This is a genomic window from Acinetobacter sp. ANC 3903, from assembly GCF_002135315.1.
Taxonomy (GTDB): Bacteria; Pseudomonadota; Gammaproteobacteria; order Pseudomonadales; family Moraxellaceae; genus Acinetobacter.
Genome location: NZ_NEGA01000002.1, coordinates 175,460 through 193,986 on the forward strand (window position 1 = coordinate 175,460; position 18,527 = coordinate 193,986).

General features: G+C 44.8%; 14 protein-coding genes. 5 read left to right on the forward strand and 9 right to left on the reverse strand.

Features of this window, described 5'->3' with window-relative positions; all coding sequences use genetic code 11:
* Positions 1-35 precede the first annotated feature (35 nt).
* From B9T29_RS02205 to B9T29_RS02240, 8 genes are all read right to left on the reverse strand, one after another.
* Positions 36-569 (reverse strand): molybdenum cofactor biosynthesis protein MoaE, encoded by a 534-nt coding sequence (locus tag B9T29_RS02205; protein ID WP_086174356.1) that lies wholly within the window; start codon positions 567-569, stop codon positions 36-38.
* A gap of 1 nt (position 570) precedes the next feature.
* A complete protein-coding gene (locus B9T29_RS02210; protein ID WP_086174357.1) occupies positions 571-822 on the reverse strand; it encodes a MoaD/ThiS family protein in 252 nt (83 codons plus the stop codon).
* Between the two features lies 1 nt (position 823).
* Positions 824-1,864, reverse strand: a complete 1,041-nt coding sequence (moaA, locus tag B9T29_RS02215; protein WP_086174358.1) for a GTP 3',8-cyclase MoaA — start codon at positions 1,862-1,864, stop codon at positions 824-826.
* A gap of 133 nt (positions 1,865-1,997) precedes the next feature.
* A complete protein-coding gene (mobA, locus tag B9T29_RS02220) occupies positions 1,998-2,624 on the reverse strand; it encodes a molybdenum cofactor guanylyltransferase (protein WP_086174359.1) in 627 nt (208 codons plus the stop codon).
* Positions 2,621-5,401 carry a nitrate reductase gene (locus tag B9T29_RS02225; RefSeq protein ID WP_086174360.1) on the reverse strand — a complete coding sequence of 927 codons (2,781 nt, stop codon included), beginning with the start codon at positions 5,399-5,401 and terminating at the stop codon, positions 2,621-2,623. Before B9T29_RS02225 ends, mobA begins: the two co-directional genes overlap by 4 nt.
* 287 nt (positions 5,402-5,688) lie before the next feature.
* Positions 5,689-7,323 (reverse strand): nitrite reductase small subunit NirD, encoded by a 1,635-nt coding sequence (gene nirD / locus B9T29_RS02230; protein ID WP_086174361.1) that lies wholly within the window; start codon positions 7,321-7,323, stop codon positions 5,689-5,691.
* A 20-nt stretch (positions 7,324-7,343) separates the two neighbouring features.
* Positions 7,344-9,890 carry a nitrite reductase large subunit NirB gene (nirB, locus tag B9T29_RS02235; protein WP_086174362.1) on the reverse strand — a complete coding sequence of 849 codons (2,547 nt, stop codon included), beginning with the start codon at positions 9,888-9,890 and terminating at the stop codon, positions 7,344-7,346.
* Between the two features lie 31 nt (positions 9,891-9,921).
* Positions 9,922-11,262: an MFS transporter gene (locus B9T29_RS02240; protein ID WP_086174363.1), complete on the reverse strand. Its 1,341-nt coding sequence runs from the start codon at positions 11,260-11,262 to the stop codon at positions 9,922-9,924.
* A 449-nt stretch (positions 11,263-11,711) separates the two neighbouring features.
* Between B9T29_RS02240 and B9T29_RS02245 the strand changes: the two genes are divergently transcribed.
* The 5 genes from B9T29_RS02245 (at position 11,712) to B9T29_RS02265 (ending at position 18,025) form a co-directional block, all read left to right on the forward strand.
* Positions 11,712-12,299, forward strand: coding sequence for an ANTAR domain-containing response regulator (locus B9T29_RS02245; RefSeq protein ID WP_086174364.1), 588 nt, complete (start codon positions 11,712-11,714; stop codon positions 12,297-12,299).
* 3 nt (positions 12,300-12,302) lie between these two features.
* Positions 12,303-13,298 carry an ABC transporter substrate-binding protein gene (locus B9T29_RS02250; protein ID WP_086174365.1) on the forward strand — a complete coding sequence of 332 codons (996 nt, stop codon included), beginning with the start codon at positions 12,303-12,305 and terminating at the stop codon, positions 13,296-13,298.
* Positions 13,299-13,484: 186 nt separating this feature from the next.
* Entirely contained in the window at positions 13,485-15,563 is a 2,079-nt protein-coding gene (locus B9T29_RS02255; protein ID WP_086174366.1) for a TonB-dependent receptor plug domain-containing protein, read from the forward strand.
* Positions 15,564-16,060: 497 nt separating this feature from the next.
* On the forward strand, positions 16,061-17,395 hold the full coding sequence (locus B9T29_RS02260; protein ID WP_086174367.1) for an ammonium transporter: 1,335 nt from the start codon (positions 16,061-16,063) through the stop codon (positions 17,393-17,395).
* A 21-nt stretch (positions 17,396-17,416) separates the two neighbouring features.
* The gene (locus B9T29_RS02265) at positions 17,417-18,025 is read left to right on the forward strand and encodes a hypothetical protein (RefSeq protein ID WP_086174368.1); all 609 of its coding nucleotides are present in this window, start codon (positions 17,417-17,419) and stop codon (positions 18,023-18,025) included.
* Positions 18,026-18,125: 100 nt separating this feature from the next.
* Here the strand turns inward: B9T29_RS02265 and rsfS are convergent, their stop codons facing one another.
* Positions 18,126-18,527, reverse strand: a complete 402-nt coding sequence (gene rsfS / locus B9T29_RS02270; RefSeq protein ID WP_086174369.1) for a ribosome silencing factor — start codon at positions 18,525-18,527, stop codon at positions 18,126-18,128.

The window sequence follows — 18,527 nt, forward strand, 5'->3', positions numbered from 1 at the left end:
ATCTACTCGGGTTCAATAAGTAGATTAATCTGCTTTTAATGATGACAATGTGCATGATCAGCGTGTGCAGATTGTTTATCTGTATATGGTTTATCTGCATGATGATGTGCGTGCCCCTGCTGCGCTGTATCTTTACGGATACAGCAACCTTCTACATATTGGCTGCTGCCATCCATGTAAAATTCTTCTTTCCATACCGGAACTTCATGTTTTACCCGTTCAACGGCTTCTTCACAGGCAGCAAAGGCTTCGTGGCGATGTGCAGCATAGGCAATGGCAATAATGGCCTTTTCCCCAATATCCAAAGCGCCAATCCGGTGAATTACTCGCACATAAGAAACCGTATATTTGGCTTGAATCTCCTGCTCGATCTGACGGATCATTTTTTCCGCGACAGGTGCATAAGCGGTATATTTCAGCGCTTTAACCGCTTTACCTTCATGATGATTACGCACGGTTCCAATAAACACGCCAATCCCGCCACATTCAGGAAAATGTTCAATCGGGTCAAAGCTGTCTAGGCTTAAGGCGGTATCCTGAATTCTGGAAAATGTTTTCAATACTGTCATTTCAACCTCCGGCCACTGGGGACAACAGCACGAGGGTACTGTCTGCATTCAACTGGGTTTGACGTGGAATAATGTCCTCACCGATGGCACAGGCACAGCGTTCAAGCATGGTAAAAGCTGCCGGATAATCCTGTCCGACTTGTACTAAAACCTCGGCAACAGTGCTCCGAGCACTGCATAACAGGGCTAAATTTGCGGGTAACTGTCGTTCTACCGCACCGAAGGCTTCAATTTGAATTTTGATCTGTGGCATTTCAACCTCCAATCATATGCATGCTGATTTTACGGGATGGCTCATTTTTCAAGCGTTGTTGAATGGCATGAAAGCCCTGTTCTTTATTCCAGATATAATTTGATACAGTGCGATGCAAGCCCAGTTCACTCAAAGGTGTAGATGCAGCCAGGGCTTTAATTTCAGTTTTTAGCTGCAAACCTTGCGGTGCAAACAGGCAGTTATAAAATTCGCCTTGTGCGGTTAAACGCAGCCGATCACAGCTGCCACAAAATGAATGGGTAATGGTAGAAATAATGCCAATTGGATGACCATCAATCAGATATTGTCTTGCCGGATCGGAAGTCGAATGAGCTGCATGATGCTCTTGGCTAGTCACGATAAATTCAGTGCTTAGGGTATCTAAAATCTGCTGTTCGCTGACCACATGTGCAGTCGACCATTTACGCTCACCGTCCAGTGGCATAAATTCAATAAAACGGAGCTGGATATTTTGCTCAACGGACCAGCGTGCCAACGGCAAAATCTGATTGTCATTGATGCCGTTCATCAATACGCTATTGATCTTGATAGGCAAACCGACCTCTTGTGCTGCACGAATTCCGGCAAGTACGGGGCTTAAATCTTTTTGGGTCAGCTGTTTAAATTGATCAGCATCCAGACTGTCCAGACTGATGTTCAAATCATCCAGTCCGGCCTGTTTTAAAGCCTGTGCATATTGTTTGAGATAATGACCATTGCTGGTCATGGAGATGCGTTTCAGTCCCAAGGGTTTCAGGTTTTGCAGTTGTGCCACAAAATGCACTACCCCTTGACGCATTAAAGGCTCTCCCCCGGTAATGCGAATCGCTTCTATGCCACGATGCACCATAAAAGCACAAAAATGATAAAGCTCTTCAAAACTGAGCAAGTCGTGTTTTTTCATCCATTCAGGATGTTCCGGCATGCAATAGGCACACTTAAAATTACAGCGATCGGTCACTGAAATTCGCAATTTACGCTTGCTTCGACCAAACTGATCGACAAATCGCGCATCGGTTTCAAGTTCTGTCATCATATTCATGTGGAACATCCATCTTCAGGCATCTTGTTGTAATTGCACAGATGTTGTGCGCAAGATTTAAAGTGCCCAATCTTGTTATTGTTAGAATTGCAATAAGTGTTCCAACTTTGTGCCAAAGGCAAAAGATTCTGTTTTAATGCAGAAATTTAAGTTGTTGATGCTGCTGTAGCTCATCCAGTGAATTAATGCTGTGAAAAAATAGGGCACGATTTTTAAAACTTGCTACTTGGGCGTGCAAGTCGGCAAAACAGTGTTTTAGACTGCGCTGTTTTTGTTCGAGATGATTGATAAAGGTAGGTAGACTACTGCGTTTAAGCAGACAAAATGGATACAGGGCCGTACCATTAATTTCCACATAGGCCACCTCTGCCAGACTGTTTTTCGCCAAAACCTGATGCAACTTGAGTAGAACTCGTGAAGGGATATAGGTCACATCGCAGGGGACAAATAGCACATAGTCGGCCTGTACATGTGCCCAAGCGCTTTTCATGCCCATCAGTGGACCTAAAAAGCCGCTTTCATCATCCTGATAGCAATGAATGCTGGGAATAATTTTCTGGTAAATCGAATCATCCCGGTGGCTGTTAATCCAGACGTGCGCTACATCGGATTTTAACTGTTGATGGATTTTGATCAGTTGAATCTGGTCATCAAATTTCTGTAGCAGCTTATTGATGCCATTCATGCGCCGTGCCTGCCCCCCAGCTAAAATCACCAGATCGGTGCTGGGATAAACAGCATTTTTTAATGTTTTTCTCATTCTACCGCCTCCATTTGACAGGCTTTAATCAGGCCACGAATTTCAGGCAAACATGAACCGCAGTTACCGCCCGCTTTTAGGCATGCAGTAACCTGTTTTTCATCAGTGATATTTTTGGTTTTGATGGTATCAATAATTCGGTTTTTACCGACTTTAAAACAGCTACAGACCAGTGGACCTTCATTGTTCGCCATCGACATTGGCTGTCCTGCCAGTAAGGCTTTACGGTGCATTGCACTTAAACGTTCACGCTTAAACAGGCTTGCGACCCAGTCGCGGTCTGGCAATAAAGCCTTCGGTGCAATATACAGGCTGGCAATCAAGTGCCCATCCTTCAACACCACACTGTGACTGATATGCGCAGTTTGATCTTCAATGTTCAGCCATTCAAAACTTTCATCCTGAAACGGCAACAGCTCTTTTAACTGTTCAGTGGTCTGGGTAAATTTTTTACGGTCGGCCAGTTCATAACGCACAGCTTTGGCGGTGGTGATTTTGGTCCACCACACGGTATTTTGAATGGAAGATTGCACGATCTTTTCAAAACCCTGACGCACATAAAATACGCCTTGCCACTGGCTATAAAATGGGTGAATGATCACCGGGGTATGCTTAAATTCGGGTTCACCGGAAATGGCATCCACCACTGGATTAACGACCTTGCCAATCCGTGCATCCGATGCCACCTGATCATTCCAGTGAATCGGTGCAAAGACTTGTCCACGGCGAATGTTGTCACTCACCGTGGCACGAAGTACACAATTGCCCCACTTCGATTTAACTTCCACCAGCTCGCCATCTTTCACCCCATATTTCAAAGCATCATGCGGATGAATTTCACAATACGGCTCGGCGCGATGGCTAGCTAAATTGGCAGAGAGTCCGGTACGGCTCATGGTGTGCCACTGGTCACGAATCCGTCCGGTATTCAAAACCAGTGGAAACTCATTACAGGTTTGATGAACCGGATTTACCGCCGAAATAGCAATAAATTTGGCTTTAGCATCAGCATGACTAAATTGCCCTTTGGAATATAATCGAGCTACAGAGCCATCTGCCTGATCTTTGTTCCAGACTGGCCATTGCACCGGTTGCAGATCATCATATTCAACTGTATTTAAATCGCTTAAACCGCTTAGATTGAAATAACGGAAATTTTCCACTTCATGGCGATGGGCCAAGTCTGAGTTTTGTTCAGCCGACAATTGCGCATGTTCCAGGAAAATTTCATGACTATTTTTAAAATCAAAGCCATTGAAACCTAATTTTTTTGCGACCTGACTGATCGCCCACCAATCCACTTTCGCCTCTAGCGGTGCATCTAAAAAAGCACGCTGTCTGGAAATACGGCGTTCAGAGTTGGTGACAGTACCGTCTTTTTCACCCCAGCCCAGTGCAGGTAACAGCACATCGGCATATTGCGTGGTATCGGTGTCCTGACAAATATCGGACACCACCACAAACTCGCATTTTTCCAGAGCACGTTTCACTTGATCTGCATCGGGCAAACTCACCACAGGATTGGTGGCCATAATCCAGATGGCTTTAATCTTGCCACTTTCTACAGCATGGAATAGATCAACCGCCTTGAAACCCGCTTGCTTGGCAATATAGGGACTTTGCCAGAAGTTTTGTACCAGCTGTTGATGGCTCGCATTTTCCAGTTCCAGATGTGCTGCCAGCATATTCGCTAATCCCCCCACTTCACGCCCGCCCATGGCATTCGGTTGCCCGGTCATGGAAAAAGGTGCAGCACCCTGTTTGCCAATTTTCCCCGTAAATAAATGACAGTTGGTAATGCTGTTGGCCTTGTTCACCCCTTGGGAGGACTGATTCACCCCCATAGAAAACAGGGTCATCACTTTTTCGGTTTGGGCAAATTTTTCATAGAAAGTTTGCAGTTTTTCAATAGAAATACCGGTGCGATGAGCTACATCTTCAATTGAGACTTCGCTTTGGCTTTGTGCTAAAGCCTGTTCTAAACCTTGCGTATATTGATCAATAAAATGTTGGTTAGCATGACCATTTTTAAATAGATATTGTAATAGGCCATTAAATAGAGCGACATCCTGCCCCGGTAAGATCGGCAAATGTAAATCCGCAGCTTCACAGGTGCTGGTAAAACGCGGATCAATCACCACCACAAACAGATCACGCTGTTCTTTGGCTTGCATGATGCGTTGATACAGCACCGGATGACACCATGCCGTATTAGAACCGACCAATACCACCATGTCGGTATGTTCAAAATCTGCATAGCTGGCTGGAACGATATCTTCACCAAAGGCACGTTTGTGTGCCGCAACTGCGGAAGACATACAGAGTCGTGAATTGGTGTCGATATTGGCCGTACCCAAATAACCTTTAACGAATTTATTCACCACATAATAGTCTTCCGTCAGCAATTGCCCGGACACATAAAAGGCAATACTGTCACGCCCGTATTGATCAATGTATTGCTGAAACTTATTGGCAATTAAATCTGTTGCGGTATTCCAATCAGTCTTTTCACGCTGATTCTTTCGGCCCAGCATTGGATGAAGAACACGTGTTTCCAGGCCAATGGTATCAGCCAAATTACTGCCTTTAATGCACAGTTTTCCATAGTTGGATGGATGATTTACATCCCCGGTAACCGAAACTTTTTGACCTAAAGCTGTGTCCTGTACAGTCGCAGTGACACCACAACCTACACCACAATAGGGACAGGTAGTGTGCGTGGTCTTAGTTTGTAATTCTGTGGAGCTATGCAGTTCCATCACAGGGATACTATTCATAGAGACTCCTTAAGTTTTGAAATATACAATTTGATTCATTTCAAATAGATTCATTACGACGGTGTCTTTTCAATAGAACTTATTTTTCTGGATTAACCTTCGGTTCAACCTACTTTTCTTTCGGGAAAAGTAGGCAAAACCATTGTCATCCGCAAAACTCGTTCACATCCGTCATTTAACAAAAAATTCGCAGAAACATTCATTTTCATATTTTGTCCTGACTCAAACAGTTGCGGATGACGTTTCCGCGTATCCTGTTTTTTGGTACATTACAAAATGGATTTTTCTTAACCTGCTTTTTTTAATGCAAAATCTTTACCAAACAGCAATTTATTACGAATATTACTGATTGGTGTTTGATCAGAAATCAGTTCTGCATACCAAGCCCCATCTTCAGTATCACCAAACAATACTGCACCAATCACCTTATCTTTTTGAATAATAATGCGTTTATAGATCTGACGTTTTTCATCATTCAAGATAATATCTTCGTAATCGTCCTGCGGTTCGCTATTTTCTAAATCAATTCGGCCTGCTGAAAATACATCACAGCCGCTGACCTTGAGCTGGGTTGGAACCGTCGGTGCCTTAAAGGTCAGGCTGCCATGCTCTGCCAAATGTGATGCACAAATGAAAGCCTGGCCCCAAAGTGGTTCAACCAGACCGAAGGTTTGATTACGATGCTCGATACATTCACCCACCGCATAAATACTTGGGTCAAAAGTTTGCATGGTGTCATTCACCATCACGCCACGGTTACAGCGCAAACCTGCACTTTGTGCCAATGCCATATTCGGGCGGATCCCGACAGCAAAAACCACCAGATCAGCCTCTAAAACAGTGCCATCTTTAAGTTTAATGTGGGTCACATGACTGTCTTCGCCAATCAATTGTTCTGTATTGGCTTGAGTAATGATGGTGATACCCTTCGCTTCAATACTTTGCCTTAACAAGCTGCTTGCACGGCTATCCAGTTGACGTTCCATGATGCGATCCATCAAATGTAAAACTGTCACATTCATGCCACGTTGTTTCAGGCCATAAGCCGCTTCAAGACCCAACAGACCACCACCAATCACCACGGCATTCTGTTTGGTTTTGCAGTAATCCAGCATGGTATTCACATCATAAATATCCCGGAAACTGAGCACGCCTTTCAAGTCACTACCCGAAATGGGTGGAACAAACGGTTTCGAACCGGTCGCCAGAATCAGACGGTCATAATCCACGATTTCGCCTTTTTCTGTATAGACCTGCTTACGCGGACGGTCGATTTTGACCGCAGCATCACCGGCAATAAAGCGAATACCCTTCTCTGCATACCAGGCATGCGAATGCAGCATGATGTCATCAATAGTTTTATCACCTGACAGGACTGGCGAGAGCATGATGCGATTATAGTTACCCCAAGGTTCTTCACCAATCACGGTCACTTCATAACGCTCGGGTGCCATGTCGAGTAGGTCTTCCAGGCAACGCATACCCGCCAGACCATTGCCCACCAATACCAGTTTCATCTTTTCCTGAGCGGTGCCATTGTTGGTGATATAGGTTTTTTGCGGCGTTGGATGAACCCAGACTTTGCCTTGTTCAATTTTGCTTGGAAATACCAGCAGCTTTTGGTCTTTATCTTCCAGGCAACGCCCAGTTGCCAGACTGAAATGCTGTTTATAAATTGGAGAGGCAACCACACGCTCACCTTGTAAATCACCCACAATCCCGCGTGACATCACAAAGGCTTGGCTAAACGGATCCTGATTACTTAAGGCATAAACACGTTTTTCATTGCCGACACGGAACAGCGCAATTTGTTGATCGTTGATCAATGCACCCACCCCGGTATTGGGCGTGATGTCATCCAGACTACACACTTCGACCCAATCCAGCTCATTGGTTTTATTCATCTCTTTAAATATTGTCATCTTCTTTCTCCTTTATTCTTTTAAGCTTCAACAACAGGAATACGGGTCACATCACGTTCAGCCTCGGTTTTTGGGCGGATTTGACCGCGAACCTCAGCGAATTGGATGTGTGGATCGTTTTGTTGTTCAACTTTTGCATTGATAAAGGTTTTAAAGCGTTTACGCACTTCCGGATCTTCCACCGCAGTGCGCCATTCATCCTGATAGGTGCCGACGACATGCTCCATACGGCGTTCCAGTTCAGCAGCAATGCCTAAAGAATCTTCAACCACAACAGCTTTAAGATAGTCCAGCCCGCCTTCCAGATTGTCGCGCCATACCGAAGTACGTTGCAGGCGATCAGCCGTTTGGATATAGAACATAAAGAAACGGTCGATATAACGAATCAGGGTTTGTGTATCCAGGTCAGATGCCAACAGTTCAGCATGACGAGGCTTCATGCCGCCATTACCGCAGACATACAGGTTCCAGCCTTTTTCAGTCGCAATCACGCCCACATCTTTACTTTGTGCTTCGGCACATTCACGGGTACAGCCAGACACTGCCATTTTCAATTTATGTGGAGAACGCAAACCTTTGTAGCGATTTTCCAGGAAGATCGCCAAGCCCACTGAATCATCTACACCATAACGGCACCAGGTACTGCCGACACATGATTTCACGGTACGTAAAGACTTGCCGTAAGCATGGCCCGATTCAAAACCAGCATTGATCAGTTTTTCCCAGATTTCAGGCAATTGATGGACTTGCGCACCAAACATGTCGACACGTTGGCCACCCGTTAATTTGGTATATAAGCCATATTCTTTAGCGATTTGACCAATGGCAATCAAGCCATCTGGCGTAACTTCGCCGCCTGCCATACGTGGCACAACAGAGTAAGAACCGTCTTTTTGGATATTGCCCAGATAATAGTCATTGCTGTCTTGCAGGCCGGCATGGCTTGGCTTTAACACAAAGTCATTCCAGCAAGATGCCAAAATATTTGCCACCGTTGGTTTACAGATATCACAGCCCAGGCCATGACCATGCTGCCCGATCAGATCATCAAAAGTCTTGATTTCATTAACACGAACCAGGTGATACAGCTCTTGGCGTGAATAGGCAAAGTGTTCACACAGATGGTTATTGACCGTCACGCCTTGGCGTTGTAATTCAGACTTCAATACTTGCGTGACCAAGGGCGCACAGCCACCACAAGCTGTTGCAGCTTTAGTGCATTTTTTTAGTGCACCGAGTGAAGTTGAACCGTCTGCAATCGCACTGCAAATGTCGGCCTTAGACACGTTATTACATGAACAGATGGTTGCACTATCTGGCAGTAAATCGACACCGCTGCCACCGGCTTTGGCGCTTGATTGTGCATAGCCCGGCATAATCAGGCTTTCAGGATTTTCTGGAATGTCCAATCCATTCAGCATCATTTGCAGCAGGTCATTATATTCTTTGGCACAGCCCACCAGCACTGCACCAAGTAATCTGGTTTTTTCCGCATTCACCACAATCTTTTTATAGATCAGGGCATCTTCATCGGCATAAAAATAGCTGAGTGCATTCGGGGTCATGGCATGGGCATCACCCACCGATGCCACATCTACACCCATCAGTTTCAGCTTGGTACTCATGTCCGCGCCGGCAAATGTATTGCAGGCTTGGTCCATGACATGTTTTGCTGCAATACGCGCCATGTCATAGCCCGGTGCAACCAAACCATAGATTTTATTTTGCCAAAGCGCACATTCACCAATCGCGTAAATGTCCGCATCTGAAGTTTGGCAATAATCATTAATCACGATACCGCCACGCTCACCAAGCGCCAGGCCACTTTGACGCGCCAATTCATCCCGTGGGCGAATCCCCGCAGAGAATAAAACGATATCGGTTTCAAGTTCAGAACCATCGCCAAACTTCATCACGTGCGTGGTGTTACTGCCTGCCTCGATGCATTGAGTAGCTTTTTGGGTATGAACTTTTACACCCAGGTTTTCGATTTTTGCACGTAGAACCTTGCCCCCCAAGTCATCAATTTGCACCGCCATTAAGCGAGGTGCAAACTCGACCACATGCGTTTCCAAGTCCAGATCACGAAGGGCTTTAGCCGCTTCAAGACCTAACAGACCACCGCCAATCACCACACCGGTTTTTGCATTTAAACTCGCAGCACGAATGGCATCCAGATCTTCAAGGGTGCGGTAAACAAAACAGTTTTCACGCTCATTACCCGGAATAGGAGGAACAAAAGCATATGAACCGGTTGCCAGCACCAATTTGTCATAACTAATCACATCGCCATGATTGGTGGTAACCGTTTTATTTAAGCTATCAATGGCAGTTGCCTTGGTACTTAAACGCAGATCAATCCCATAAGCATCAGCAAAATCTGCACGGCAAAGTGTGAGGTCTTTGGCTGATTTACCGGTGAAATATTCAGTTAAATGAACACGGTCATAGGCTAAACGTGGTTCTTCTGCCAAGATGGTAATTTCAACTTCATCACCAGCATGCTCAAGCACGGATTCAATAAATTTGTGTCCTACCATGCCATGGCCAATCATTACCAGTTTCATATTGCTTCTCCTATTCTTTTAATCTATTGATTTAAGCCATGTTGTTTCGTTCAAGCACTGCTTGTTCATACAGTTTTTGTTCCTTCTCTTTATGTTCAACCGAGAAGCGGATCATCAGAACAAAACTTGCTGCAAGGACTACAAATCCCCCCAGAAACATAAGGCAGGTTTGAATATCCAGCATGCCTTTCAGCAAGAAACCAGCCGCAACTGCACCCACATTACCGCCTGCACCAATAATGCCTGCCACGCCACCCAAAGCATCCCGGTCAATGAATGGCACCAGTGCATAGGTTGCGCCACAAGCCATATGGGTGAATAAGGCAAAGATAGTCATGGTTAAAATCGCCAGCATTGCGCTGTTCATTTGTGAGAATACAATCAGGAACAAGCCTTCCATCAAGATCATGGTAAACAGCACTTTGGTACGGCCATCCAGACCTTTTTTGGTTGCCACTTTGTCAGAAATAATTCCACCTAAAGCACGGGCAAACAGCGCGAGCAAACCAAAGATCCCGGCAGCGAGTCCTGCTTCTTTCAGGCCAAAGCTGAAATGTTCAACGTAGTACATTGCCACGATGTTGTGAATGAAAATTTCGATACCGAAACACGCAGCATAGGCACCAAACAGAATCCAGACACGGTAGTTGCGCGCAGCATGCATCAGAATTGCCATACCGCCTTTTTTATCGCTGCCGACTTGAATGCCTTGCGCACGAAGTTCCTTAAAGTTACCTTGTGGACAGTCTTGGGTGAATTTCCAGTAAAGCGCACCGACAATAATCATCAGAATACCTGGCACCAATAAAGCAATTCTCCAGCCCATCGCCTGTTCAACACCAAACATCACCAAGGCAGCAAGCATTAACGGCATCAAGGCTTGTGTCGCGCCGCCGCCGGCATTCCCCCAACCTGCTGATGCCGCATTGGCAGTCCCGACCACATTCGGTGCGAACATGATACTGGTGTGATATTGGGTGATCACGAAGCTGGCACCAATCGCACCAATCAATAAGCGGAAAAACAGGAAGGATTCATAGCTGTTGGCAGAAGCCACACCAAAGACTGGAATACTGCCGATAATTAATAATGCGGTATAAGTTTTGCGTGGACCGTATTTGTCGCATAAAGGCCCGACAATCAGCCGGACAATAATGGTAATAGCCACGGCGGCAATATTGATATTGGCAATCTGGTCTTTAGTGAGATGAAATTCACCTGCAATGACCGGCATTAGAGGTGCACAGGCAAACCAGGCAAAGAAGCAGACAAAAAAGGCGAGCCAACTCATGTGGAAGGCTCTCATCGCCGCGCTGTTAAAACTAAAAAGACTTATTTTTGTTGCCTTTTTTTCATATAAATTTGAAGACATAACCTTCTCCTTCCTGAACTGAACGTATTGGGTTATCTGTTATGCGGATAGCTGCATAGCAGATTCGATCAGAACGGACATCGTTGGCCGTCTTACAAATTTTTTAGAGTCGTCTTTGACTCAGTAGAGATTAAGCAATGACTGTGCCAACAATAATAAAATATCTTTAAATTATTATTTTTTAACATTTTTTATTTAAGTTTTACCATGTTTCTCACAAACCAGTTGCTTCATCTGCCCTACTAAACAACAAAATGAGTATTCACAGCAACTACACTTGTGCTTCCTCGTAGCGCATTTTTGCATCAAGACAGTGCAATACGCTGTTCAATTCAAGTTTTATGTCTGATTCTTATAAAAAAAATAGAGTTTTATTAATTTTGGCATTTAAATTGCTTTCGATTAGATAGAAATTTTTCTGGCTCTGCTTAGATGGTATTTAGCTCAATATGCCAAAACTAAAAATTGCACTGATTGATGACGATCAAGAACGTGCCAACTATATAAAAGCTTCCCTGATCGAACATCATTTCGAGGTGGTGGCCTGCCTGACCATCGACCATTTAAGCCTGTTCCGTTTAGAACAGTTACATGCAGATGTGATTTTGCTGGATATGGATCATCCCCATCGCGACATTATTGAAAGTTGTGTCAGCCAGTTCGATTTACCCACCGTGCTGTTTACTAAAAACAGTCATAAAGACACCATTAAAAGTGCCATTGATGCCGGGGTCACAGCGTATATCGTGGACGGGATTGATCCGGCCAAACTGCAGAACATTCTGGAAATTTCAATTGCCCAGTATAAAAAACATAAAAAATTACTGGATGATCTGGAAGAAACCAAAAATAAACTGGCTGACCGTAAAGTGGTAGATCAAGCCAAAGTACTGATGATGCAATTGCATTCCCTCACTGAAGATCAGGCATTTCAATTACTCAGAAAAAATGCCATGAGCCATCGCATGACCATTGGAGAAATGGCACGGCGTTTATTGGATGCCCAACAACTGTTACAAAACCAATTCAAGGATTAGCCCATGACAGATTTAGAAAAAACCCAAATCCAGATTGGCTACATTCCTTTGCTTGACTGTGTGGCTATCCTTTGGGCCAAACAGCGTGGCTTTTTTGCAGAACTTGGTCTGGAGGTTACTTTAGTCAAGGAAGCCTCATGGGCAAGTCTCAGAGACCGGCTGGCCTTCGGCTTTTTAGATGCCGCCCATTGCCTGTCTGCCATGCTTCCTGCCGCAGCGCTAGGTGAAGACCAGCTCGGCATTCCCTTACAAACGGCATTGGTGCTCAGTCATAACCGTGCCTTTATCAGTTTGAGCCAGAAATTATGTTTCGACCTGCACATTTCAGCGCAAGATACTGCCCAACAATCGGCAGAAAAAATTGTCTCCGCGATACAGGCACAACAATCAATTCAACTGGCGCATGTGTTTAAGCAGTCCATTCATCATTATTGTTTAAGAGAATGGTTAGCCCTTGCCAATGCTGAGGTGGCCCAAAAAATCAAACTCACCACCCTTCCGCCTCCGTATATGGTGGAAGCCTTAAGCAATCATGTCATTGATGGTTTCTGTGTCGGGGAACCCTGGAACACCCAAGGAGAACTGTTGGGCATCAGCCAGGTTGTGGCAAGCAGTCAGGATGTTATTCCCAAGGTGGCCGACAAGGTACTGGCAGTCACGGCCGACTGGGCAGCACAGCATCCGCATACGCATCGTGCTTTAGTGGCTGCGATTGAAAAAGCACAGCAAGAATTGCAGACGCTGGAGGACTATACTGAAGTCTGGAAGATGCTGATTGACTTTAATATTGTTCAGTTCCAATGTTCCGACAGCATCCATGTGAAAAAGTTCCATTCCATTCAGTCTATTATCCGTAACTTTGTCATTGAATCTTCGGTGCCAAAGCTGGCAGATTTTCACTGGCTGATTCAGCAAATGCTGAAATGGGATCACATTAGCCTGAATCAGCAAAACATTGATCAGATCAGCCAGAACTGTATTTTATCTTTACAGAAATAGACCAACATCAGTATTGCCCCAGCGATATAAAAATTGACCAAACGCTGGGGCTAAACCATTCATTCTGATTGTTTTATCGCTATTATCGGATTTTTATCTTTTATTTTTATTTGCGCGATTTTCCACAATTTTTCTCCATATTTTTACGTTATCTTACGCACAAAACGACATATGGAACATTCAATAATGAAACGCATACAACCGCGTTGGAAATTAAGTGCATTAAGTTGTGCTTTGTTTACTTTTATGTCCCCAACTTGGGCTGCTGATAGCACAACAGATACAACTACAACAGACAGAACTGCGGCCCAAACCGCACCGGTACAAACCCTGGCGACCCTAAAGTTTCAAGCTGCCCCGGCTCAGGCCAAAGACCCTGATATCAGTGCAGTGGCCAAAACCATTGTCACCCGGGAAGAAATGCTGCAATTTGGTGATCAGTCCGTGAATGATGCCTTGCGCCGTGCAGCCGGTTTTCAAATGCCCACTCCAGGACAAGGTCCGCGTGGTGGTGGCGGTGCTTCAGGTATGCGTTTTCGTGGTGGCGGTGCCCCGGTATTTTTAATCAATGGTGAACCGGTTCAAGGCGGCCCACGTGGTGGCATGTCAGTCGTCGACAGCATTACGCCAGACATGATCGAACGGATTGAAATTACCAAACAGCCAAGTGTTGCTCAGGCCTCTGTGGCATCTTCCGCAGTCATCAATATTATTCTAAAAGAACCGCTGGATAATGCCCGCATCAGCGGAACCGTCCGTGCGGGATATGGCTTGGCAAAATCGGATCAAAAAGAAGATCAGCGTAAAAATATCAGTGTTCAGGCTGACGGTCGTGATAATGCCTGGTTATACAGCATGTCTGCCAACCAGATGTGGAATGACACCACCTCGATCACCCAGACCCAAACCAGCAGCGAAACCCGCGAACAAAAGCGCATTACTGAACGCAAGTCGCAAATGCTGGCACCGCGTGTAGAGTATCAGCTAGATGACCAGCAAAAACTGGTTGCCGAAGTGTTCTATCGTAATAATGAAAGTGACGGTAGCCGTGGCGATCAGACGCAAAATGACAAGAACGACAGTATCCGTTTAAATACCCGTTATGAACGCAAGGACAAGGGCAATTCCGACAAGATTCGTCTTTCTGTAGAACAACAGAATGAAACTGAATCGACCCAGTCACCGCTCTTCAGCAGCTATACCGATGAAACCGTGAATGAATATGGTGTGGCTTATGATGGTGTGCGTAAGTTTGGTGAAACCAGGCAACTGAAGTTTGGTAGTGATATTCGCTCGAGTGAGCTTGAAAGCAATATTAGCAATACACTGGATGAACAGCGTTATGCACTTTATACCGAAGGTAGCTGGAAGTTTAGCGACCGACAAACAGTAACCTTGGGTGCGCGTCAGGAATGGATTAACCGTTCAGGACTGGTGGATTATAGCGACAGTCACTTTAGCCCAGTCTTGGCACACCGCTTTGATTTTGATGATCACTGGTCATTACAAAGCAATATCAGCCAGGCATTCCGCAGTCCTAAAACCGACCAGCTGTTACCCACGGTTTCTGTTTCTACCGACAGTGATGCCGGCAGCCTGAATAACCCTGACCGTGGCGGCAATCCAAATTTACGTCCGGAAAAAATTACCGCCTTTGAGTCTACCTTGGGTTATAACACCCCGGCAGGCGGCATCAATATCACGGCATACCAACGCGAAATTGAGGATTATATTGAGAAAGTGATTCGTCAGGAAAACGGTCGTTTTGTTGAAAGACCGATTAATCAGGACAATGCTACTACTTATGGTGTTGAAATTGCTGCTCGTTATGCGTTAAAGCAAACTGAAAATGGTCATTCATTTATGTTGAATGGCCAACTGTCGACGGTACGTGCAAAAATTGAAGATGCCAATCATCAGCAACGTTTAGCCAGTGATGTGGCGCCTTATACAGCAAGTGCCGGTTTGTCTTATAACTATCAGCCTTGGCGTCTTTCCTGCAGTGTGAATCTGAACTATGTTCCCGAGTTTACCCGTGCCTTGGATAACCAGCCTTATGACCGTACCAGCAATGAACGGGTTAACATGGATATCAGTGTGACCAAACGCTTTAATGATGACTGGGCAACCACACTCAGTGCGCGCAATATTTTCAGCACCGATTATAAAGAGCGCTTGAACAATCAGTCCGATGGCAGCCTGTATGAATCACGGGTGAATCAGGCCATTCCAAGTGTACTTATCAGTGTAGAAAAGAAATTCTAAACTAAAAGGTAAAAACCGGTGCCAGACACCGATTTTTTTATAACACTTTATTTGTTGTATCTAGGCTTGTTTCCGATTGAGTCAATAGACTGCTTTCACAAATTATTTTAGAAACTAAAAATTGTTCGTAAAGTCAAAATTGAAAATAGATTTTTAGTAGGTATTGGATTCATGAATGTGACATGGATGCCACATGTTTCCCATCCCTTGCGCTGCATTTTAAAGCATTGCTTAAAACTGGCTCAGGAAGTCGTGTATGGGAAACAAAAAGTTTTTCTTACGGACTCAAAATATATTTTGAGATCCTCATTTTGACCTTTCAAAAGTAGAGAGATTGCCTACGAAAAGGTAAAAAAATTAAATCAATCAAATGAGGCCGTGCTGATTTAAAAAAATCTAATATTGAACATTTTTGAATTTATGAAAGAGATCTAATATATCCCTGGAATTTGGCATTTCTTTTGCATTTTTGTGATCAAGTTTAAGGGGGACTGTTCATGAAAATAATAAAGTATCTGTTGGGGTTGTTAACTGTATGTTCATTACCGGTATTTGCCAGTGAGGGGGCGGCAACTTCTGCCAATATTCAGGAAATACGCTTATCACTCGACAGTGTATGGGTGGTGATGGGCGGTATCTTGGTGTTCTTTATGCAGGCCGGTTTTGCGCTGGTCGAAAGTGGCTCGGTACGCAGCAAGAATACAGTGAATGTACTGATGAAAAACTATATGGATGCTTGTCTGGGGGGATTGATATTCTGGTTGGTAGGTTTTGGTTTGATGTTTGGGGTCAATGCTTCAGGTTGGATCGGAACCAGTCATTTTGCACCCAATGTCATGGATGGTTGGCATTGGAATCTATTGTTCTTTCAAATGATGTTTGCAGCAACAGCAACCACCATTGCCAGCGGAGCCATGGCTGAGCGTATTCACTTTGTCGCTTATGTGGTGAGTGCAGCAGTGGTCAGCGGCCTGATTTATCCTGTGTTCGGCAGCTGGGCTTGGGGCAGTATTTTTGATGGCTCAGGCTGGTTGAAAGCTTTGGGCTTTATCGATTTTGCCGGTTCCAGTGTGGTGCATTCAATCGGTGGCTGGGTCGCACTGGCCGGGATTATTGTACTGGGGCCGCGCTTGGGGCGTTTTGGGCGTAATGGACAAAGTCATTATCTGGCAGGGCATAACATGCCTTTGGTGGCTTTGGGCGGCTTTGTGCTTTGGTTGGCATGGTTTGGTTTTAATGCGGCATCGACCATTAATGCCAATGTCAGTATTGGCCGCATTGCCCTGAATACCCATCTGGCGGCTTGTTCTGGTGCGGTTGCTTATATGCTGTATGCCCTGATTCGTGGCAAAGCAATTTTAATGAAAACCACCATTAATGCTTCATTGGGTGGTCTGGTCGGTATTACCGCAGGTTGTGCCACCATGTCACCACTATTTGCCGTAATTACCGGCCTTGTTGCAGGTTTGCTGGTGAGTGTGCTGCCAAGTCTGATGGAAAAACTCAAACTGGACGATGTGGTTGATGCCGTGACGGTTCATGGTTTTTGTGGAGCGTGGGGAACGCTGGCAGCAGGACTATTTTTTGAAACAGACATGTTTAATTCACAAATTGTCTCGATTCAGCTTTTGGGCATAGGCGCTGCATTTGCATGGGGCTTTGGGGTTGCATTGATCGTTTTTAAAATTCTGGACAAGTTGCTGGGCGGGTTACGCGTGAGCAAACAGCATGAACAACGTGGCCTGGATTATACCGAACATGCCGAACTATCTTATCCCGAATTTCAGCGTGATGTGACTTTTGAAACAGATGATATTACCAAACGCCACTAAACCAACAAGGGGAGTTTCGCTATGCCAAATGAATTACTCACTGTGATGCAAAAGAAACAGGCGATTGAACGCGGTTTAAGTCATTATTTGCAAGGAACTGTACTGGAACGGGTGTTGAGTTATTGGGAACAGGAGTATGGTGATAAACCTTCATTTGTCCTCAACCGTTTTATGAATGACATTTGCAATACCGATGAATTGCGTATTCATCGCAAAGAAATGTTAAAACAGGTGTTATGTGAGATGTCGGCGGTTGAAAAACAGGTGCTACTGGATACCCAGCCAAAAGTGCAAACGGAGGTGCCGATTTCAGCCGATTTTGCCGATGCTTTTGTTGATTTAATCAATAGTGTGGTCGCTACAGTTGTTCCAGCTGATCTGAATGATTTTAATGCGGAAGTCAAAAATCATGTCCAAGCCTTGGGCATTGCGATTGAAAAATCAGCAAATCTGAATGACGCTGCTTTTGCAGAATGTTTACCGCTCACCAGTTATGCTCAGGTGATAACCGCATCATATGAATGCTATTGTGAATTCTATGGTCCAAGCAAAGCAGATCAGGTTTATGCCCGGGTAAAAATGGATATTAAGAACAAATATCCAGAGGTAGATTTACATCAATTATTATAGTTTTGCTCTGTCTTGATCAGATGGTGGCTCAGCCTTAATCCAAGGCTTGAGTGACCTGATAAAAAAAGCGACCTTATGGTCGCTTTTTTAATTTAAATTTTTAAGCTACTGATTCTGGAGTCGCGCGCCATAAGCTTTCAAGGTCGTAAAATTTACGCGCTGTTGGAAGCATCACATGAACCACCACAAAACCAAGATCGATTAAGATCCATTCAGCATCACGTTCGCCTTCAACGCCGATAGGGCGGAAACCCGCTTTACGTGCTTCTTCAGCAACGTTGTCTGCGAGGGCTTTAATGTGACGGGTTGATGTACCGCTAGCAATAACCATGGCATCTGCCACATTGCTGATTGCGCTGACATCAAGTTCTAAAATATCTTTTGCTTTTACATCTAATAGGGCTTCATGTACAACTTTTAAGCAAGCTTGTACATCTTTAGCATGAGCATTCATTGCGTGTTCGAGAGAATTAGAAGCGCTGGGCGATGGTTCTAAATTCAT